18 protein-coding genes and 1 other annotated feature are annotated in these 19,843 nt (G+C 43.2%); of the genes, 7 read left to right on the top strand and 11 right to left on the bottom strand.

Annotated features, from left to right (window positions below):
- Positions 1–39: 39 nt before the first annotated feature.
- From tig to ilvE, 10 genes are all read right to left on the bottom strand, one after another.
- Positions 40–1,326, bottom strand: a complete 1,287-nt coding sequence (gene tig, locus ACQCV8_RS06360) for a trigger factor (RefSeq protein WP_426843719.1) — start codon at positions 1,324–1,326, stop codon at positions 40–42.
- Between the two features lie 177 nt (positions 1,327–1,503).
- The gene (locus ACQCV8_RS06355) at positions 1,504–2,526 is read right to left on the bottom strand and encodes a tetratricopeptide repeat protein (protein WP_426843718.1); all 1,023 of its coding nucleotides are present in this window, start codon (positions 2,524–2,526) and stop codon (positions 1,504–1,506) included.
- 312 nt (positions 2,527–2,838) lie between these two features.
- Positions 2,839–3,429, bottom strand: coding sequence for a 3-isopropylmalate dehydratase small subunit (gene leuD / locus ACQCV8_RS06350; RefSeq protein WP_426843717.1), 591 nt, complete (start codon positions 3,427–3,429; stop codon positions 2,839–2,841).
- Positions 3,404–4,843 carry a 3-isopropylmalate dehydratase large subunit gene (gene leuC, locus ACQCV8_RS06345; protein WP_426843716.1) on the bottom strand — a complete coding sequence of 480 codons (1,440 nt, stop codon included), beginning with the start codon at positions 4,841–4,843 and terminating at the stop codon, positions 3,404–3,406. The genes leuD and leuC overlap by 26 nt, the downstream gene beginning before the upstream one ends.
- A 25-nt stretch (positions 4,844–4,868) precedes the next feature.
- On the bottom strand, positions 4,869–5,981 hold the full coding sequence (gene leuB, locus ACQCV8_RS06340) for a 3-isopropylmalate dehydrogenase (RefSeq protein WP_426843811.1): 1,113 nt from the start codon (positions 5,979–5,981) through the stop codon (positions 4,869–4,871).
- 20 nt (positions 5,982–6,001) lie between these two features.
- Complete coding sequence (locus ACQCV8_RS06335) at positions 6,002–7,546, bottom strand: 2-isopropylmalate synthase (RefSeq protein WP_426843715.1); 1,545 nt, start codon at positions 7,544–7,546, stop codon at positions 6,002–6,004.
- Positions 7,533–8,558, bottom strand: coding sequence for a ketol-acid reductoisomerase (gene ilvC, locus ACQCV8_RS06330; protein ID WP_426843714.1), 1,026 nt, complete (start codon positions 8,556–8,558; stop codon positions 7,533–7,535). Before ilvC ends, ACQCV8_RS06335 begins: the two co-directional genes overlap by 14 nt.
- 76 nt (positions 8,559–8,634) lie before the next feature.
- Positions 8,635–9,150 (bottom strand): acetolactate synthase small subunit, encoded by a 516-nt coding sequence (ilvN, locus tag ACQCV8_RS06325; protein ID WP_426843713.1) that lies wholly within the window; start codon positions 9,148–9,150, stop codon positions 8,635–8,637.
- Positions 9,147–10,868 (bottom strand): acetolactate synthase large subunit, encoded by a 1,722-nt coding sequence (gene ilvB / locus ACQCV8_RS06320; protein WP_426843712.1) that lies wholly within the window; start codon positions 10,866–10,868, stop codon positions 9,147–9,149. The genes ilvN and ilvB overlap by 4 nt, the downstream gene beginning before the upstream one ends.
- A 106-nt stretch (positions 10,869–10,974) precedes the next feature.
- Positions 10,975–11,218: a binding site (T-box leader), on the bottom strand.
- Between the two features lie 15 nt (positions 11,219–11,233).
- Entirely contained in the window at positions 11,234–12,142 is a 909-nt protein-coding gene (ilvE, locus tag ACQCV8_RS06315; RefSeq protein ID WP_426843711.1) for a branched-chain-amino-acid transaminase, read from the bottom strand.
- A gap of 390 nt (positions 12,143–12,532) precedes the next feature.
- Here ilvE and ACQCV8_RS06310 point away from each other — a divergent pair, with 390 nt between their 5' ends.
- Together ACQCV8_RS06310 and ACQCV8_RS06305 are read left to right on the top strand one after the other, a co-directional pair.
- Complete coding sequence (locus ACQCV8_RS06310; protein WP_426843710.1) at positions 12,533–12,970, top strand: hypothetical protein; 438 nt, start codon at positions 12,533–12,535, stop codon at positions 12,968–12,970.
- 55 nt (positions 12,971–13,025) lie between these two features.
- A complete protein-coding gene (locus ACQCV8_RS06305; protein WP_426843708.1) occupies positions 13,026–13,382 on the top strand; it encodes a cupin in 357 nt (118 codons plus the stop codon).
- 278 nt (positions 13,383–13,660) lie between these two features.
- Here ACQCV8_RS06305 and ACQCV8_RS06300 read toward each other — a convergent pair whose 3' ends face one another.
- The gene (locus ACQCV8_RS06300; protein WP_426843706.1) at positions 13,661–14,221 is read right to left on the bottom strand and encodes a DUF4256 domain-containing protein; all 561 of its coding nucleotides are present in this window, start codon (positions 14,219–14,221) and stop codon (positions 13,661–13,663) included.
- Positions 14,222–14,864: 643 nt separating this feature from the next.
- Here ACQCV8_RS06300 and ACQCV8_RS06295 point away from each other — a divergent pair.
- The 5 genes from ACQCV8_RS06295 to ACQCV8_RS06275 all read left to right on the top strand — a co-directional run bounded on the left by ACQCV8_RS06295 (position 14,865) and on the right by ACQCV8_RS06275 (position 19,792).
- Positions 14,865–15,098: a hypothetical protein gene (locus tag ACQCV8_RS06295; RefSeq protein ID WP_426843705.1), complete on the top strand. Its 234-nt coding sequence runs from the start codon at positions 14,865–14,867 to the stop codon at positions 15,096–15,098.
- Positions 15,099–15,254: 156 nt separating this feature from the next.
- Positions 15,255–15,854 carry a helix-turn-helix domain-containing protein gene (locus ACQCV8_RS06290; RefSeq protein ID WP_426843704.1) on the top strand — a complete coding sequence of 200 codons (600 nt, stop codon included), beginning with the start codon at positions 15,255–15,257 and terminating at the stop codon, positions 15,852–15,854.
- A 386-nt stretch (positions 15,855–16,240) separates the two neighbouring features.
- Positions 16,241–16,789 (top strand): tyrosine-type recombinase/integrase, encoded by a 549-nt coding sequence (locus tag ACQCV8_RS06285; protein ID WP_426843703.1) that lies wholly within the window; start codon positions 16,241–16,243, stop codon positions 16,787–16,789.
- A gap of 418 nt (positions 16,790–17,207) precedes the next feature.
- Complete coding sequence (locus ACQCV8_RS06280; protein ID WP_426843702.1) at positions 17,208–18,323, top strand: Shedu immune nuclease family protein; 1,116 nt, start codon at positions 17,208–17,210, stop codon at positions 18,321–18,323.
- 59 nt (positions 18,324–18,382) lie between these two features.
- Positions 18,383–19,792, top strand: coding sequence for an HNH endonuclease (locus ACQCV8_RS06275; protein WP_426843701.1), 1,410 nt, complete (start codon positions 18,383–18,385; stop codon positions 19,790–19,792).
- Positions 19,793–19,843: the final 51 nt, after the last annotated feature.

Below are 19,843 nucleotides of genomic sequence, written 5' to 3'. Positions count from 1 at the left end.
AGGGCACGATCCAATCGCGCCCTGTCAGGTATTCTTATATTATGCAGCGGTTTTGCTGTTTTCCACAAGGAAATCAATCGCTTTGCGGATTTTCAAATCCTCTTTTACAGCATCAGTTGAGCCAAGTGCCTGCTTGATGCTGTCTACTGGCATGTTGTACATTTCAGCCATTTTAGAAAGCTCTTCGTTCACTTCTTCATCTGAAATTTCAAGGTTCTCAGCCTGAGCAACCGCTTCTAGAGTCAGGTTGAATTTTACGCGTTTTGCAGCATCTTCATTCATTTGCTGTTTAAGCGCATCCTCATCTTGACCAGAAAATTGGAAATAAAGCTCAAGGTTCATGCCCTGCATTTGAAGACGCTGTTCGAATTCCTTCATCATGCGATCCACTTCGCTGTCGATCATCACCTGAGGAATTTCAACTTCAGCATTTTCAGCCGCTTTCTCAACCAGTGCATCACGAAGCTTGTTTTCTGCTTCTGTTTTGCGTGTTTCCTGAAGGCGGTCTTTCGTTTTTGTTTTGAGCGCTTCAAGTGTTTCCACTTCTTCGTCTACATCTTTCGCAAACTCATCATCAAGCTCAGGTAGCTCCTTCGCTTTGATTTCGTGAATTTTCACTTTGAATGTAGCCGCCTTGCCAGCAAGATCTTCTGCGTGATATTCGTCAGGGAATGTAACTTCCACTTCCTGCTCAGCACCTGTTTCAAGGCCTACAAGCTGTTCTTCAAAGCCAGGGATGAAAGAGGCGGATCCGATTTCAAGAGAGTAGTTGTCGGCTTGGCCGCCTTCAAATGCTTCCCCATCTACAAATCCTTCAAAATCCATCACAACGGTATCTCCGTCTTCCACTTTTCCCTCTTCTTTCACGACAAGCTCAGCCTGGCGCTCCTGAAGCTGTTTCAATTCCTGTTCTACATCTTCATCCGTTACTTCTGTATCTTCTTTTTCAACTTCAAGACCTTTGTACTCGCCAAGCTTCACTTCAGGCTTAACGGTTACTTTCGCAGTGAAAGTCAGCGTTTCGCCTTTGCCCATTGAGTCGATGTCAATATCAGGACGGTCGATCGGCTCTATTTTAGCTTCATCGATGGCCTTCCCGTATTCAACCGGCAATAGAAGATCAAGAGCTTCCTGGTAAAGAGATTCTACTCCGAAACGTTTTTCAAACAGGCTGCGCGGAACCTTTCCTTTGCGGAAGCCTGGAATGGATACTTGCTGTACGACTTTTTTGAATGCTTCGTCAAGAGCGCTGTCGAAAGTTTCAGCATCCACTTCAACAGTCAAAATCCCTTGATTTCCTTCAAGTTTTTCCCATTTAGCAGACATGTGTTTCCCTCCAAAAATCTATAATATGTTTGTAGTTTCATGATTCATTAATTCAGCATAAGCATGCGCTTCTGCAGTATGTAAATTGAGCGTTTTCCGCTCCCCTTCACGATATGAAACCATTTCATTATAACACAGAATGACTTTGATTCAACCTATTCCAATATTTTTCTAAGTTTAGGCATGGCCGTTATCCAAATAGGACATCTTTTCAATTTGAAAGATCTTGCTGCACGCCTCGCCGAGCTGAAAAGAGGGGATTTCATATAATGAGCTGATCTCTTCTTCTTCCACATCAATGCCGTGCAGCTCATAGCCGGCTTTGTGCAGTGCGGCAGCCCAGAGTGAAGCATCGGCAGGTTTTGGGATAAATGGAAACAGCACAAACAGATGCCGGATCCACAGCTCCTTCACCGCTTCAAACAGCGCCGGATTTTCTGCCCCAAGTGTATCATCAAGCAAATTCAGCACCTTCTTCGCAAATGGAGTGTCTGAAAGGGAGAGGGCTGCGGGTACGACAGTCTGCACATCTCCAAACTTTTCTACGGTCACACTTTTGCTTACTTCATGCTCGATCAGAACTTGAAGAATCATCGTTTTAATAACCGGGTGGGCATGCGTGTGCTCAAGCAGAGACTTTAACGTCGGCATATGCTTCGCTACATTCCGGTCACGGATCGACTGAATATAATCAATTTGTTTGGCCGGCTCTGCCATAAAACCTTCTGACGTTGTCCAATCATCCGGCTCATACGTAAATTCTTCCTCCGGCTCTGCCTCCTGCCCGGAACCGCTCATTCTCCTGCTGAAATCGAGCAGCCTGTAGAATTGCTCGGCACTTTCTGCGGGCAGCTGATTTTCCTCGAGAACCGCTTCAATCGTAGCCTGAACTTCATTGTATTCCCTAAGCTGTATGAGAATCGTTAAATACACCTGCAGCACGGTAAAGTAATGGCCGATGTCTTCGTTCAGCATTTTTTTGCACACGCGGCTTGCTTCTTCCAGTTCTCCCATTTCCATTAGGCACAGGGCAATGCCAAGCTGGATTTCCGCCTGGTCCTCATCCATGTTCCGGGCTTCCGAAAAAAGGTCCAGTGCATCCTGAAACTGTTTCTTTTTCAAAGCATCCATTCCTTTATCTACAAGACGCTCTTTTAGATTAGGGAATGGAATGATCTTTGATTGTTTATCATCTTTCATGAACAGACCAACTCCGCGTACAATTTTGTTACAAGTTTACCAATGTGCTGAATGGAACACAAGCGGCAGGGAGTACGGTAGAATTAGGGGGTTCTGGGATGGAATGGGGTTTTTGCTGTTTGAAATACAGCTAGAGGGACCTGCTCTGGATGAAGATCGATTGACGAACCTTTCGTTTTTATCCTATTTCTATTAGTTGTAAATCTAACCATGCGAAACAGACGTAACGTTGATTCTTCGGGGCTGACTGCGCAGATCCGGTCCTTCATTGAAAAAGATGCAAAGACAAACCCTCTTTGCACCTCCATCCCGTTAGCCGATCCCCGATTTCTCAAAGTCCTGAATCTTGTCTTCATGAATCAGTGTATAGGCAATCTCGTCTCTTCCATTTAAAAGCATATCTTTCCAGTGCGGATCCATGTCAAAAGCCGCTTCCAGGCCGTTTTCACTCCAAATGGTCTGGTCTGCGAGATTAACTGTGAGTTCACATTTCCCACGGCTTGCCTGGTCCATCAGCTGAGACACTCGATTTTTTTCGAGGCGGACCGGCAGCATTCCATTCTTCAGGCAGTTTTGATGAAAGATATCGGCAAATGACGGGGCAATGATTACCCGGAACCCATAGTCGCTTAATGCCCAAGGAGCATGCTCTCTTGAGGACCCGCAGCCAAAGTTCTCTCCGGCAATCAGGACGGTCGCCCCCGAAAATTCCGGCCGGTTCAATTCGAAAGCAGGATCCGGCTCGCCATCGGCCTTGTACCTCCAGTCAAAGAAAGCAAACCTTCCGTAGCCCGTTCGCTCTATGCGTTTCAAAAACTGCTTTGGGATAATCTGATCTGTATCGACATTGTCTCTGTCCATTACGGCTGCCTTTCCTTTATGAAGACGAAATGGCTGAAGCATGGGTGTCCTCCTCCTTGAACGGTGATTGTCTTATATCAACGAAGCGGCCGTGGATTGCGGCGGCAGCGGCCATCACTGGACTAACCAGATGAGTTCTAGCACCTTTTCCCTGCCGGCCTTCAAAATTCCGGTTCGAGGTAGAAGCACAGCGCTCTCCTTCCGGTACAGCATCTTCGTTCATGCTGAGGCACATGCTGCAGCCGGAATGTCTCCATTCAAAGCCTGCTGCTTTAAAAATCTCATCGAGCCCTTCTTCCTCCGCTTTCCTTTTTACCGCTTCTGAGCCGGGAACGACTAATGCTCTTACAGAATCTGCTGTTTTTTTGCCCTGCACATAGGCTGCTGCTTTCCTTAAATCGTGAATCCGTGAATTTGTACAGGAGCCAATGAATACGTGCTGTACAGGAAGGTTTTCAATGGGGGCTCCAGGTGTCAGATCCATGTAGCAGAAGGCGCGTTCAGCTTCTCTTTTCTCCTCTTTTGACGTATACGAATCAATAGCCGGAAGGTGCTGGTCCACTGAGAGCGCCATGCCCGGATTGGTTCCCCACGTAATCATCGGGCCGACGTCTTCTCCGCGTATTTCCACGCTTCGGTCATATTCCGCCCCTTCGTCTGTCGCCAGCTGTTTCCATTGCTCAGCCGCCTTCTCAAACGCTTCCCCTTTTGGGGCGAATTTCCTTCCTTTTATATAAGAAAAAGTCGTTTCGTCCGGAGCAATCAGCCCGGCTCTTGCTCCGGCTTCGATGGACATGTTGCAGATGGTCATCCGTTCGTCCATCGAGAGGCCTTGAATGACGCTGCCCGTATATTCAATGACATAGCCCGTTCCAAAACGGACCCCATGCTTGCCGATAATATAAAGGATGAGATCCTTGGCCGTTACTCCATCCCCAAGCTCTCCGTCGATCCGCATTTGCAGTGTTTTCGGCTTTTGCTGCCAAAGCGTCTGGGTAGCCAGAACATGCTCTACTTCACTCGTTCCAATTCCAAAAGCCAAAGCACCAAAGGCTCCATGTGTAGAAGTATGGCTATCCCCGCAAACAATCGTTTTGCCAGGAAGAGTCAGGCCAAGCTCCGGACCGATGACGTGAACAATGCCCTGATCCTCGCTGCCGATATCTGCCAGCCGGATGCCGAATTCACGGCAGTTCCGCTCCAATGCACTTATTTGATTTTTAGCTGTTTCATCTTTTATCACAGCGGGATTTATTGTTGGAATATTGTGATCCATTGTGGCAAAGGTCCGTTCCGGTCTTCTGACTTTGCGGTCCTTCGTTCTTAGTCCCTCAAACGCCTGTGGAGAGGTTACTTCATGAATGAGATGCAGGTCGATGTAGAGAAGATCCGGTTTCCCTTCTTCACTATGAACCACATGCTGATCCCACAATTTTTCAAACAGTGTTTTCCTCATGGTTCTCCTCCTCCTTTACTAGATTTCAAGCATAAGCTTCCATTATATGAAGGATAGCATTATCGTCTGCCAGCCCCTCTTTTACTTCTTCGATCATCTCCGCTGTTGTAAGGCTGCGCTCCTGATCCACAGCCAAATCCCCTGTCCGTTTTCCTGCTTCAAGAACGTGCTGAACAGCTCGCTCGACCGCATCTGCTTCCTCCCTCAAGCCGAATGATGTACGGAGAAGCATGGCTGAAGACAATATCATGGCAAGCGGATTGGCTTTGTTTTCTCCGGCGATGTCAGGAGCAGACCCATGAACAGGTTCATATAGATGCAAACCGCCCGTCGACAGACTTGATGATGGCAGCATCCCGAGAGACCCGGTAAGCACGGAGGCTTCGTCACTTAAAATGTCACCGAACATATTTTCTGTTACGATGATATCGAATTGGGCAGGATTTTTGATCAGCTGCATCGCAGCATTGTCGACGAGCATGTGCTCAAGTTCAATCCCAGGGTACTCCGCCTTTACTTCTTCTGCCGTTTCTCTCCACATCCGGCTTGATTCAAGCACATTTGCTTTATCAACGGACGTCACCTTCTTTTTCCGCTGTGCAGCCAGTTCAAATGCAGCATTAAGAATGCGTTTGACTTCCTTTTTCGTATAATAAAGGGTATCAACTGCGGATTCTTCTCCGCCCTTAAAGGACCGCTCACTTGGCTTGCCGAAGTACAGGCCGCCTGTAAGCTCTCGGACGATGACGAAATCGACGCCTTCGAGAACCGACTGTTTGAAAGGACTTCGGCCGCTTAAACATTCGTAGGCTTTTACAGGCCGGATATTGGCATACAGGCCAAGTTCCTTCCGGAGCGCAAGCAGACCTTTTTCGGGTCTTCCGGCAGGCGGCTCCTGATCCCATTTTGGTCCGCCAACCGCACCAAGCATGACGGCATCCGCCTGGCGGCAAAGCTCCACTGTTTCAGCAGGGAGCGGCTCGCTGTGCTGGTCAATCGCGGAACCGCCAATCAGTCCTGATGTAAAATGGAATTCATGACCATATTGCTCGGCGATAACAGAAAGCACTTCTTGTGCACCTTGCATTACTTCTTTTCCGATCCCGTCTCCCGGAAGCATTGCGATTGTCTTCTTCATCATTCATCCCCCATTTTCAATTAGACTGGCAGCTGGATCGCCTCCTGCTCCTCCTTCGAGAATAAGAGCACCCGGTTAACTGCATTTACGTATGCCCGCGCCGAAGCTTCAAGGACATCCTGAGCCATTCCTCGGCCGCTGGTTTCAATCCCTTTAAATTCTGCTTTTACATAAACCTCTGCCAGAGCGTCTCTTCCTCCGCTGCTGGACTGGATGCGGTAATCCTTCAGATGCACAGCGGTCCCTATACAGCGTTCTAGCGTATTGTAAATGGCTTCAACACTTCCTGCTCCTGTTGCCGCCTCTTGTATAACGGTTTTGTCCGGATCCCTTAAGGTAACAGCAGCGGTTGTTATATTGGCCGTGCCAAACTGCACTTGAAGAGTGATAAGCTCATAGCCGCCAGCCCCGTTCGCTGCTTTTTCTTCCATTAAAATGGCCAGCAAATCGGCATCCGTAAATTCTTTCTTCTTCTCTGACCAGTCCTTAAACCGGTCAAATGCCCGCTTCAGTTCCTTTTCATCCAGTGCAAAGCCGAGCTCCTTCATTCTTGCTCCGAAGGCGTGCCGTCCGGAATGTTTACCGAGTACAAGGGAATTGGATGAGACCCCCACCATTTCCGGAGAAATAATTTCGTACGTTGTTTTTTCTTTCAGCACCCCGTCCTGATGAATGCCTGATTCATGGGCGAACGCGTTTTTCCCGACCACTGCTTTATTTCCGGGTACAGCCATTCCGGTAAGCTTGCTCACTATATCGCTTGTTCGTTTAATTTCATCCAGTTTCAAGTCAAAATAAGACTGATAATGATCTCCGCGTATTTTTAAGGCGACGGCAATTTCCTCAAGGGCGGCATTGCCTGCCCGTTCGCCGATTCCATTGATGGTTCCTTCGATTTGACCGGCTCCGTGCTCGATAGCAGCAAGTGAATTTGCAACAGCCATTCCAAGGTCATTGTGGCAGTGCGCGGAAAGAATCACCTGGTCAATGCCTGTGACATGTTTTGTTAAATAGGAGAAGATTCTCCCATACTCTATCGGATGAATGTATCCGACGGTGTCAGGAATATTGATAACATCTGCACCGGCTTTAATGATTTCCCCGACAATGTCACCCAAAAATTCAAGCTCAGTTCTGCACGCATCCTCTGCTGACCACTGCACGACAGGAAAAAGGGTCTTTGCGTATTTTACAGCTTCCACTGCGGCTTCTATGACCTGCTCCTTGGATTTTTTCAGCTTATATTCCCTGTGAATCGGCGAGGTTGCCAGAAACACATGCAGCCTTGGATCTGCCCCCTCTTTAAGCGCCTCCCAGGCGATATCAATATCGCTTTTAACCGATCGGGCAAGGCCAGTGACAGAGCTGCTTTTAACTGTACGCGCTATCTCCCTGACACTCTTCATTTCTGCTTTGGAGGAAGCGGGAAACCCCGCCTCCATGATATCGACTCCGAGCCTTTCAAGCTGCCGGGCTATTTCAAGCTTTTCTCCAAATGTGAGATTTACGCCCGCCGACTGTTCCCCGTCTCTTAGCGTCGTATCAAAGACATTAATTTTCCGCACCAGCGGTCACCGCCTCTTTTTCTTTAGGTTTTACAAACGGCATCATGCTGCGAAGCTTTCTTCCAACCTGTTCAATTTGGTGGCTATTCTCTTTTTGGTTAATCGCATTAAACTGCGGCCGATTCACTTGATTCTCGACAATCCAGTCTTTGGCAAACGTCCCACTTTGAATATCGGCCAGCACAGCCTTCATGGATTCCTTCACTCTTTCATCAACGATTCTCGGACCGGAAACAAAATCTCCCCACTGAGCCGTATCGGAAACCGAATATCTCATCCCTTCAAGCCCGCCCTCATACATGAGGTCCACAATCAGCTTCAGCTCATGCATACACTCAAAATATGCGACTTCCGGCTGATAGCCTGCTTCAACCAGCGTTTCAAAACCGGCTTTTACTAGAGAGGTCAGGCCTCCGCACAGTACAGCCTGCTCTCCGAAAAGGTCGGTTTCTGTTTCTTCCTTAAACGTCGTTTCCAGGACGCCCGCGCGGCCGGCTCCAATGCCCTTAGCGTAAGCGAGAGCTGTGTCCTTTGCAGAGCCAGATACATCCTGCTGAATGGCAAAGAGGGCAGGAACTCCGGCTCCTTCTGTATACGTTCTCCGCACAAGATGACCTGGTCCTTTAGGGGCTACCAGAAAAACATCCACAAATTCCGGAGGAACAATCTGATGAAAATGGATGTTGAATCCATGTGCGAAAACCAAGGATTTGCCAGGCTCAAGGGCTTCTTTAATTTCCGATTCATAAACCTTTGCCTGCTGTTCATCCGGCAGCAGAACCATGATCACTTCGGCCGCTTCAGCCGCTTCTTTTACCGAATAAACGGGATGTCCGTCCTGTTTCGCTTTATCAAACGATTTCCCTTTCCGGACACCGACCACAACATCCAGCCCGCTTTCCTTTAAATTTAGGGCATGGGCATGGCCCTGGGAACCGTACCCGATTACCGCGATTTTTTTCCCTTGAAGTGCCTGTTCGTTTACATCTCCGTTATAATATACCTTTACCATTTTCCATCTCTCCATTTCCAAATGTTAGTTGACGTCTTTCCACCGGCTCTCCTGCCATTTGTAAAAGTAGCGGGTTTCAGACGATGAATGCGGCTTTTGCGGATGCCTGTTTTTTGCTGCTTCTCGCAAAGGCTGTCGTGCCGGTCCTGGCAATTTCTTTAATGCCGTACGGCTTCAGCAAATCGATTAACGCTTCAATCTTTCCCGGTTCGCCAGTCGCCTGAATCACGAGGCTTTCTTTTCCGACATCAATGACCGAAGCTCTGAAAGGTTCAATGATCCCGTAGATTTCAAGTCTGGCTGCCGCCGGTGAATTGACTTTAATGAGAGCCAGCTCTCTCGCAACTACATGCTGATTGGTCATATCCGTTACCTTAAGGACATGAATTTGTTTGTTCAGCTGCTTGGTCAGCTGCTCTATCTGTTTATGGTCCTCCACATCTACCGTAAAAGTGATTCTGGAAACGCCATCTGTTTCTGTATGGCCAACTGTAATGCTTTCAATGTTATAAAGGCGTTTTGTAAAAAGCCCGGTAATCCGGTTTAATACGCCGGGTCTGTTCAATACGGTGGTCGTGATGATTCTTTTCACGGTTTCACCCCTGTCATTTGATGAATTCCCTTGCCTGGCGCAATCATTGGATACACATTTTCCTCTTTCTCCACGAGCGCATTTATGAGCACTGGCTCATCAGACTGAAGGGCTTCTTTCAAATCAGAATCTGCTTCTTTCATGCTGGTGATCGTCAACCCGCGGATTCCGTAAGCTTCTGCAAGCTTATTAAAATTGGGCTGTGATACAAACTTAGAGTGAGAGTAGCGCTCTTCATAAAAAATCTCCTGCCATTGCCTTACCATTCCGAGCGACTGATTGTTTAGGATGACAATTTTGATGGGGAGCTGCAATTCATAGATGACAGACAGCTCTTGAAGCGTCATCTGGAACCCTCCGTCCCCAAGAACCGCGACGACTCTTCTATTCCGGTCTGCCAGCTGGGCGCCGATCGCTGAAGGGAGCCCGAAGCCCATCGTTCCAAGCCCGCCGGAGGTTACCCAGCTGTCCGAATCCTTAAAGGGATAAAACTGAGCTGCCCACATCTGATGCTGTCCGACATCCGTCGTAACGATTGCCTTTCCCTCTGTAAAGATGCTGATCATCTCAAGCAGCTTTTGGGGCTTAATGATATCCGCGGAGTCGTTATACCATAGCGGATATTCTTTCTTGGAATCCTCTTGCTTTGCAAGCCATTCCTCTGAAGCTGCTCTTTTGCCGTTTTGATGAATGAGCTCCTTCAGCACGAGCTTTGCATCCCCTACAACCGGTATGTCAGTCGGAACGTTTTTGCCAACCTCAGCCGGGTCAATATCCACATGGGCAACCGTTGCATATTTGGCGAAATCATCCAAATTACCCGTGAGCCGGTCATCAAACCTGGCACCAATATTAATCAGAAGGTCACAATCGTAAAGCGCCATATTCGCTGTATACGTTCCATGCATCCCTGCCATTCCGAGAAACAGCTTATGATCAGCCGGAAATCCTCCGAGTCCGAGCAGAGTATGGACAACCGGAATGTCTTGCTGTTCGGCATAACTTTTCAAATATTCAGACGCTTTAGCGTGCAAAACACCCGCTCCAGCCAGGATGACCGGTTTCTTTGACCGGCTGACCGCCTCCACAAGCTTCCTGATTTGCAAATGGTTAGGCGCCGTAACCGGCTGATAGCCCGGCAGATCGGGGGTTTGATCGTACTTGAACTCTCCTTCGGATACCGCAACGTCCTTCGGAATATCGATCAGGACGGGACCGGGCCTGCCGGTAGAGGCAATATGAAAAGCTTCCTTAATCGCCATCGGGAGTTCATCCACATGCCTTACCTGAACACTGTGCTTTGTAACCGGCATCGTGATCCCCAATACGTCCGCTTCCTGAAAAGCATCTGAGCCAATAACGGTTGTCGCGACCTGACCCGTAAAAACAACGAGCGGCAGAGAGTCAATCATTGCATCTGCCAGACCGGTTACGAGGTTCGTCGCACCAGGCCCTGATGTTGCTATGACCACTCCGGGCTTTCCTGAAATCCTTGCGTACCCCTCTGCAGCGTGTATGGCTCCCTGTTCATGCCTTGTCAGGATATGAAAAAGACCTGAACCATAAAGCTTGTCGTATAACGGCAGAACCGCACCTCCGGGATACCCGAAAAGCACCTCCACCTTTTCCTGCTTTAATGCCTCGATAAGCATTGCGCCCCCCGTCATCCTTACAGGGTGTTCGAGCTGTGCCTCATCCATCTCCGCTTGAACCTTCATTTTTCTGCCTCCTCTTCTTTCAAAAACATTCCCAAAGTAGTTAGAAGCCGGTGATTGATTGCATATAAAAAACCTCTCCGCCCCTCATAAGACCCGTTTTTCGGATCAAAGGGGCGAAGAGGCTAGGAAACTCTCCGCGGTACCACCCTTTTTCATGGCCCTCAAGCCATCTCAAGAACAAGTATGTTCGTTTTAATAACGAGTGCTTCGGATGCACCCGGTCCCTCCTACTTGATTCAGAAAGACACTCCGGGGTGAGTTCATCGTCTATGCCACCGCCGGCTTCCAGCAACCCGGCTCTCTGAAGATGGCTGATATAAACAACTACTTATCCCCGTCTATGTTTTGCCCTATTAGGTTATCAATCAGCTTACGTGAAGACTTTCATCTGAAGGAAGATTCACTTTCTCCCCTTCATCGATTACTTTTTTTCTAAACTGTTCAAGCAGGTGGTTCGTATGCTCTCCAGGCTTCCCGTCTCCTATAACGCGGCCGTCCACCTTAACAACCGCGATGACCTCGGCTGCTGTTCCTGTGAGGAAAACCTCATCTGCCGTATAGACATCATGGCGGGTAAACGGTTCTTCGGAAACGGTATAGCCAAGCTCATTTGCAATATCGATGATGGCGTTTCTTGTGATGCCTTCCAGCGCTCCAATATATCCCGGCGGTGTGAGCAGTTTGCCTTTTTTATAGATGAAAACGTTATCCGCTGAACCTTCTGCAACATATCCCTGATCATTCAGCATGAGCGCTTCGCTTACGTTTGCCAGATGGGCCTCGATTTTTACGAGAACGTTATTTAAGTAGTTTAATGATTTTACTTTAGGACTGAGTACGTCCGGACGGTTTCGCCTGGTCGGCACCGTTACGATATCGATTCCAGTCTCATAAAGGTGTTTTGGGAAGATAGCAAGCGGTTCTACAATAATGACCACATTTGCATTTGGACACTTATATGGATCCAGACCGAGATCTCCAGCGCCTCTGGAGACAACCAGTCTGATGTAAGCATCTCTCAGTCCATTTTTTTCAACCGTTTTTATGACGAGCTCTGTTAATTCTTCCTGGCTGTACGGCATGTTGAGCAAAATTGATTTTCCGGATTCGTAAAGCCGGTCCATATGTTCTTTCATCCGGAAAATATTCCCGTTGTATACTCTGATCCCTTCGAAAATGCCGTCTCCGTACAAGAATCCGTGATCATATACAGAAATCTTCGCATCTTCCTTCCTTACAAATTCGCCGTTCAAGAAGATCCATTGATCACTCATGCCAGGTCACACCTTTCCTTTAATGTTAAGACGCTTTAAATGATTAGAAGATTACTTGTAAAAAAAGATCCTATAACCAATGTTATATGGATGATTTTAAGTTGTTTCGCTGCCGTGTTATGAATGTTTGAACCTATCTTACGCCCGTTGCGTACAAGAGTCAACACCCTTTTTTTGAATTAACTGATAATTTAGATTAGTTTAACAATTTGTATCCGCTTACATACGCGCTATAACAGGAAAGATCATTTTGCAATTTTTTTGTACTTTTTTCTGACAGGTTTTTTTGACAAAGGATGAATGTTCACTCCGGCACTCAAAATTACTCGCGCTTCAGATGACTGGAGGCGCTATTTCAATTAAATTTTTTATGGAATGGGGAGAGTTCGTATGATTGACCCTATCATTTATGATGCGGACACATTAGAAGGATCCAGCTATGTGGAAATAAAGCCTGGCCGATCTGCCGGCAGGCACTGGAACAAGGCCTCCATCTATTTGACGGATGAAACCTTTACCTTCCTTGCACCCGCCATCGTAAAACATCATAAAAATTACAGCTTATTCGGCATCAGCAGAATTGACAGGGAAACGTGGAAAAAGATCCTGACTGAGTTAGATAAGGTAAAACAAGCACTTGTGGACAAACCGGGTGCAGAAAATTTGAAAGACCTGATCGGTTTTTTGATACTCGAAGAAACAGAGAAGAATTTCAGAAAAAACCCGGATCAGAATTGTGGAGATTTGATCAGGTTGATAGCTGAATTTCAGACGTGGGTCGAAAATAAAACCAAGGATCATGATTACTTAACCATCTTGGGGATTTAAACAATTTTTAAAGGACCACTAAGCGGGTCCTTTAAGCAGGCGCAGGGGGGATGAGATGAAGATCTTTCAATTTAATAAGAATTCAGGCAGGAAAATCACAAAATCCGACTCAGATTTTGTACTGTCACCGATTACCCGGACAGAGAACGCGGCTCAAATAGGCTGCATGCATTTAGAGGCGAATGGAAGAATTGGCTATCATCAAGCTGCTGTTCCTCAGCTTCTTCTAATCGTGAATGGAGAGGGCTGGGTTAGGGGAGAATCGGAGGAATACACACACGTTCAAAACGGGGAAGCTGTACTCTGGGATAAAGATGAGTGGCACGAAACGAAAACAGATACCGGTTTAATGGCAATTGTTATAGAAAGTGAAGATCTAAACACTTCTGCACTAAAGCCTGGCAGCAGGTAATTGCTGGCCATTAGGTCCGTAATAACGCACTCATCCCTTTATCCACTTGGTTTGTTTTTTCTGATTTCCTCTCCTGGCTGCTCAGCAGCCAACGGGGCGGGCGGTGAGCCTCTTCATCATTCCGCGATGCGGGGTGTCACCTGTCCCGCTGTGCTTAGCTTGCAGCTTTATCACCAATCAAAAGGTGTAAAAATCAATAGGATGCCGTATCACTGCCCGAAAAACAGTAGGTTTGAGGTTCAACGGCGGCACCAACCATTCATATTTCTCACACTGCTTCAGACTCTCAGTGATCCGCGGAACCCTCTGGCACCATAATAGGAGTCTGCTCCATTATGGTACACAAACACGGTGTCGTAGCGGCGGTCACAAAAGAGCGCACCTCCGAGTTTTCGGATATCAGCAGGTGTACTCACCCAGCTCGATGTTTTCAGGTCGAAATTTCCTAGTTTTTGGAGCTCCCGGTACTGCTCCTCGGTTAATAGCTCAATGCCCATGGCAGCAGCCATATCCATCACATTATTTTCCGGTTTATGCTTTTTTCTCGACTCCAGCGCTTTCCGGTCAAAACAGACACTTCTGCGGCCTTTAGGGCTTTCTGGCGAGCAGTCGTAAAATACGATTTCTCCCGTTTTTTGATCACGGCCCACCACATCCGGTTCGCCCTCCGTTCTCTCCATTTCATAGAGAGACCAGAGTTTCGCAGGATTGTCTTCAAGACGGGACTTGACATCTTCCCATACAATTCCCTCATGTCTGTCCCTGTTTTTCTCAAAACGGGCTTCTAGCGTTTTGAGTAACTCTTCGCGTTGATCCGGTGATAATGCGTTCATCGCCATTCCCCCTTAATGCTGATAGCAGGATTCTTAATTCTTATATTAGCATATAGAGACATAGCTGGAGAATCTAAGGAACACTAAAAAGATGCGGGCACAGTGTTAAAGACTGTGCCCGCATCTCTTTATTATTCAAAACCCTGTCTCATCAGGGCTCAGTATGTAAATGAAATGGCGTCCCAGGAGAGATTCGAACTCCCGACCGTACGCTTAGAAGGCGTATGCTCTATCCAGCTGAGCTACTGGGGGGATGCTGTCCCTTATCAGCCAAAACACAGGCATATCAAAGGTTTGCACAGATTAAATTTTCACTGTATGGCTACAAGATATAATAGTAGGGATTAGTGCATTTCCCTAACAAAGTTCTATTACCTGTTTTAAAGAATAACTCAGTCCTATTATGTTATCAAGCCATTTATTTCCCCTTAAATTACAGATAATCAAGCAACTATTTCCCTAAATTGATTTGGAATCCCCTAAACTCCTCTACCTTTACTCTGCGAAAAAGAATTAATACAGTGATGTTCCACTTTTTCTTACCATGCTCCTTACAACATTGAAAGAATCTCAAGTACATCAGGAATTGTCACAGTTCCTCTACCCTTTCTAAATATAGTGATGAGGAAAGAAAGAGGAGGTAAAAATTATGCTAGGGTTTAATAATGTCAAGCTAACTGATAGGGATGTATATAAAATCTTATATTTTAGTAAAGTGAAAGGTCTGCTTCCTTATCAGATTGAGGAACACTTTACTGTATCAAGAGCAACTATAAAAAACATTGTCAATGGAAAGAGCAGAAGAGACTGTTATGAGGCTTTCATGCAATACAAAGCTAAGCATCCCCAAAAAGTAAAACTATTGTTTGAGGATGAGGGATGATTTTAGAAGTTTCATTTTAATACCATAACTAAATAACTGTATTAACTAACTAACAAAGTAACTTAATAACTCAATAACTATTTTGTAGCAAAGCTAGAGGCTAAGCCTCACATCATTGATCAATAAAAATTATTATTTGTAGAGGAGTATTACAACATGAGTAGGATTACTGATAATGATATACAGAAGTACAAAAACATCATGAAAAAGCAGTTAGAAGAAAGATACATTAAGCCTGACCAGGTTACTCAACCTCTATTTATTGTACAGAATATTATTACCTATGATGATTGGACAGAAGATGTAATCTATATTCCATATGTATCTACTAACATTGATAAAATTTACAAGAGTGGTTACTTGAAAGGTTTGCCTAATGGATTAATAACATTCATGCAAGCACTTTGTTCACATGTAGATAAAGATGGCTTTGCTTTCCCATCTGTAGATAGATTAGCAGAGATGACAGGATTGGGTAGGTCTACAATTCTTAGCTATATCAAGGCATTTGCTAATAACCCCATTAATGGAAAAGTATTATTTTATAAACAAACTATTAAAAGAGGTAAAGCACAGTATGATCTCAACATGTATTTTGTTCCAAATTGTATAGTTGCATTCACTGACATTGATGATTTAAAGACTGATGAGGAAAAGCTCCAATTGTTACAACAGGAGTATAATGAGACTAATATTTTTAAAATGCCTGATATTACAGATGAGTACTTTAATGATGAAGTGTCTAAACTTAAATAATTGAGTAAGTTAAGTGGAAGTAGTGTACTTCTGCTTTTTTTATTCCTCTAAACCCCCAACTCCTTCCCTGTCCTGAAAGTCTGGTCTTGGATTTATCACACTAAAGAAATACAGTGTTACTAAGGGATGTACTTTAAAATGTCCAAGAAAATAGGAGTCTTTGCAATATCAAAAACTTTTTCTGATCCTTAGACAATCAAAGAGCAATTTTTGCTAAAAGTACCTACCCCCTCATCCCTAAAAAGTAACACAATGTAATTATGTTACCTACAGAATGTTGTTATACCAAACTACAACTGCTATGATGGATAAAGATAATAATTTATGTAACATAATGATTCTTGAATATTACATTATTTTTTATATACAGCAGGGGGAAAATATAAGTGAATACAGCTCAGCCAATTACAGATATGAGACTGATAAAGGATGTTATGGAAGTTTATAAAAAGAGTTCTAAGCAGCATTTATTGCTAGCTTACAGTCTGAATACAGGGCTTAGAATATCTGATATACTGAGGGCTAATGTTAAGGACAGCTTGAGAGGTATCTGGAAGAACAGAGAGGAAAAGACCAATAAGGAGAAATTGATAGAGCTTAACCCTAAGTTACAGTTACTGATAAGGGATTATGTTGAGGCTAAGGGATTAGCTGAGGAGGACTTTCTCTTTTACAGTAATAAGGATAGGACTAAACCTATAAGCAGGGTACAGGCTCACAGGATAGTAGCTCATGCAGGAGATATGGTAAACATTACACTAAGCTGTCATAGCCTGAGAAAGACCTTTGGTTACATGGCTTATAAACAGGATGTAGACTTAGCATTGCTCCAATACATCTTTAACCACAGCTCACAAGCAGTAACTTTAAGATACATTGGTATTACTCAAGATGAGGCAAACAAAGTAACTACAGGATTATCAATAGGGATATAAGTAAATATTAGTTAGGATTAGGCAGATGCTGTAATGGTATCTGTCTTTTTATTTTTGCAAATATATCAGATTACCTCTAAGGCTGCTTATATTACTCTGCTATAAATAACTTCATACCAAAAGGATTCAAGTCTACATGAACTAACTGAAAAGTCTATCACTTACTCCCCCCCCATGGGGGAACAACCCCTCTAAAAACTTGGAGGAAGGCAAAAAACATACACATACTATTTTTATACAACATGGAATATAATACCAATTAACTTCGGTATAGATTTGTTCTAATTTATTTAGCATCCTATTTTTTATAAGCTGGCAGGATCATATCAAGTATGAGTCAATTATAACCTATTAAATCTAATTGAATTACAATATTAGGTTTTAAATGGTATTATTTATCTAAAAAGGATGTTTAAGGATGGAATATACATTAAATTCAACATCAAGAGACTCAGCCATGGGTAATGACATAATTTTGAGGGAAGGTCCTCTAATTAGATTAATTTTCAGACCACAGATTGTAAACAATCAACAAAATAGTGATGCACCTGTAAATGGTTGTTTTATCTACCAAAAGAAAAAAAAGAGTGATGATTGGGAAGATTTTAGAGACTTTGACCTTTCTTCTTTGAAAGCATATGAGGGAATCAAACTTGAATTAAAGTCAGATGAAATGCTAAAGCTAATGACTGAGGCAGATGTATATTACAAAATTTATAAAGAATATGGAATTGTTCAGGGTAGGAGCTTGTTTACCAAAGCAGATAATCAACTGCAAAAAGTAATAGAGATGTTTAAAAAAGACAGTAGCCTGTTTGAAACTCTGCTTGATGAAAATAAGCAAGAACTAGTCAAGCAAACATTTGAATGGATGGCTAACACTAAAAATTCAGAAGATATAATTTCAAGATTACTAGAAGTTAAGGGAAATGAACTAGACCAATTAAATAATCTAATTGGTATTACAAACATTAGAAAATTATTAAAGGTCTGGCAAGATAATTCAGATAATAATGATGAAGAGTTTTGGCAAGGGGTATTTACTGATAATGCTTGGGTATTAAGCCAAATCTTTGCCAGCCCAATGTTACTCTTTGAGGACAAAGCCTTTGTTGGAGGTAAAGGAATTGGAAATAAAGGTGGAAAAGTAGTAGATTTCATGTTTAAAAATGATTTATCTAATGATGTAGCATTAATTGAGATCAAAACACCAAGCACTTATTTACTTTCAAGTAAGTATAGACAAAATATATATTCTATACACAGTGACTTAACAGGAGCAATTGTTCAAGTGCTAGGATACAAAGAATCTTTACAAAGGGAGTATACAGCTCTGAGATCAAATTCTGAGGAGGATTTCAAAGTATTTAACCCTATATGTGTAGTAATTGCAGGGAAAATGAATGATCTGGAAGAACACAAATTGCAGTCATTTGAGTGGTATAGAAAGGAAATGAAAAGTGTAGTTATACTTACATTTGATGAACTATTTCATAAAGTGAATTTATTATTGGAATTACTATCCGAAAACTAAGAGAGCTGCAATCACTCTATAATTTTTTTTTAATCAGTATTATTTACCTGAGGTGATATATGGATAAAGTAGTAATTAGAAAAGATATAAAAAATGACTTTGTGAATAGAATTCATGCAGGTGGTCATATTTATCTTAATATCCTTAATTCTGCAGAAAGAAAGGAAAGGCAGTATAATAAAAATTTATTTCATTTTAATTTAGAAGAAATAGAAAATCTAATGAAATCCTATCAATTAAATACCTACAATAGCTTTAGAAATTATGCAGTAATTATTAAAGGGTATATCAATTACTGTTTAGAGATGGGGTACACAGATTCAAGTCCATTAGAGGATGTATTTGGGACAGTCTGGATAAAGAAACTTGCTCCACCCCCCAAAAAATATTTAACAGATCAGGAAGTTGAAAACTTAATATCTCAGTGTAAAAATGCTCAAGATGCAGTAATTATCAGGCTTTTATTTGAGGGGATATGTGGAGTTAAATATTCAGAAATATTGAACTTGAGAATTTCAGATGTGAATATTAAAACAGGTATCATAAGTTTAAACAACAATGGATTAATAAGAGAACTTAAAGTAAGTGATAAATGTATTGCGCTAATTAAAGAGGCAAATGCTCAAAAAATTTATTTAAACAAAAATGGTACAGCTATCAGAGGAATAGAAGCACCACTTATAGATAATGAATTTGTAGTTAGAAGTACAAACAGAGGTAGAATTGGTGATGAGAAAAATAAGGTTATTTATGACAAGCACCTTATACATAGGAGATTAAGAAGCTTAGCAGAATGCTTAAATTTGCCTTACTCTAATGCGAGATTTTACACTGACTCAGGAAAGATAGCTGTTGCCAAAAATGTCTATAGTGAATTAGGATATTCTGCTGAAAAAATAGCTTTAAAAGAAGTATCAAGGATTTTTAATGTAAAAATGGTAAACAACAATGGATATTACTCATACCCCCTGACTTTAAAAGAGTTAACTAATCCAGAATTAATACATTCTATTTACCAAATAGAGTTTAGAGAGAAAGAAACAGTTAGTTCCTTTAATTTAATTGATGAGCAATTGAAAATGCCTGAATCTTATAATGAGGTCACTGCTTTAAGAAGGGTTAAACAGAATATTTTCAGAGATACAATATTGCTTAACTATTCAGGAAAATGTTGTATAAGCAATGAGGGTTTAAAAGAAGTGCTTGAATCAGCTCATATTCAAAATTACATTAATGAACAAAGTCATCACCCACAGAATGGACTCTGCTTAAGATCTGACTTTCATAAACTCTTTGATAAAGGTCTGATAACAATTACAGATGATTATAAAATTCAAGTTTCTTCTAGACTTCATTCACCTTACTATAAAACTTTTAATGGGGTTACAATTTCCCTACCTAGTAACAAAGAATTATACCCATCCAAAAAAGCTTTATTATTTCATAGGGATAAAGTTTTTATTGAATAACCCTGAGACCTCTTCATATAATGGATTTTTATTGGTAGCTAATATGAATAT

Origin of the sequence: Metabacillus sp. 84 (assembly GCF_050107715.1) — a bacterium.
Taxonomy (GTDB): Bacteria; Bacillota; Bacilli; order Bacillales; family Bacillaceae; genus Metabacillus_B.
This window is presented reverse-complemented; position numbering and strand designations above follow the sequence as displayed.

Bases quoted from the DNA above. Each gene is read 5' to 3' on its own strand.
- ACQCV8_RS06295 (WP_426843705.1), top strand. From the start codon at position 14,865: ATGCTAGGGTTTAATAATGTCAAGCTAACTGATAGGGATGTATATAAA.
- leuC (WP_426843716.1), bottom strand. From the start codon at position 4,843: ATGAGGAAAACACTGTTTGAAAAATTGTGGGATCAGCATGTGGTTCAT.
- ACQCV8_RS06305 (WP_426843708.1), top strand. From the start codon at position 13,026: ATGAAGATCTTTCAATTTAATAAGAATTCAGGCAGGAAAATCACAAAA.
- ACQCV8_RS06290 (WP_426843704.1), top strand. From the start codon at position 15,255: ATGAGTAGGATTACTGATAATGATATACAGAAGTACAAAAACATCATG.
- leuD (WP_426843717.1), bottom strand. From the start codon at position 3,429: ATGCTTCAGCCATTTCGTCTTCATAAAGGAAAGGCAGCCGTAATGGAC.
- ACQCV8_RS06300 (WP_426843706.1), bottom strand. From the start codon at position 14,221: ATGGCGATGAACGCATTATCACCGGATCAACGCGAAGAGTTACTCAAA.
- ilvE (WP_426843711.1), bottom strand. From the start codon at position 12,142: ATGAGTGATCAATGGATCTTCTTGAACGGCGAATTTGTAAGGAAGGAA.
- ACQCV8_RS06280 (WP_426843702.1), top strand. From the start codon at position 17,208: ATGGAATATACATTAAATTCAACATCAAGAGACTCAGCCATGGGTAAT.
- leuB (WP_426843811.1), bottom strand. From the start codon at position 5,981: ATGAAGAAGACAATCGCAATGCTTCCGGGAGACGGGATCGGAAAAGAA.
- ilvC (WP_426843714.1), bottom strand. From the start codon at position 8,558: ATGGTAAAGGTATATTATAACGGAGATGTAAACGAACAGGCACTTCAA.
- ilvB (WP_426843712.1), bottom strand. From the start codon at position 10,868: ATGAAGGTTCAAGCGGAGATGGATGAGGCACAGCTCGAACACCCTGTA.
- ACQCV8_RS06310 (WP_426843710.1), top strand. From the start codon at position 12,533: ATGATTGACCCTATCATTTATGATGCGGACACATTAGAAGGATCCAGC.
- tig (WP_426843719.1), bottom strand. From the start codon at position 1,326: ATGTCTGCTAAATGGGAAAAACTTGAAGGAAATCAAGGGATTTTGACT.
- ACQCV8_RS06275 (WP_426843701.1), top strand. From the start codon at position 18,383: ATGGATAAAGTAGTAATTAGAAAAGATATAAAAAATGACTTTGTGAAT.
- ACQCV8_RS06355 (WP_426843718.1), bottom strand. From the start codon at position 2,526: ATGAAAGATGATAAACAATCAAAGATCATTCCATTCCCTAATCTAAAA.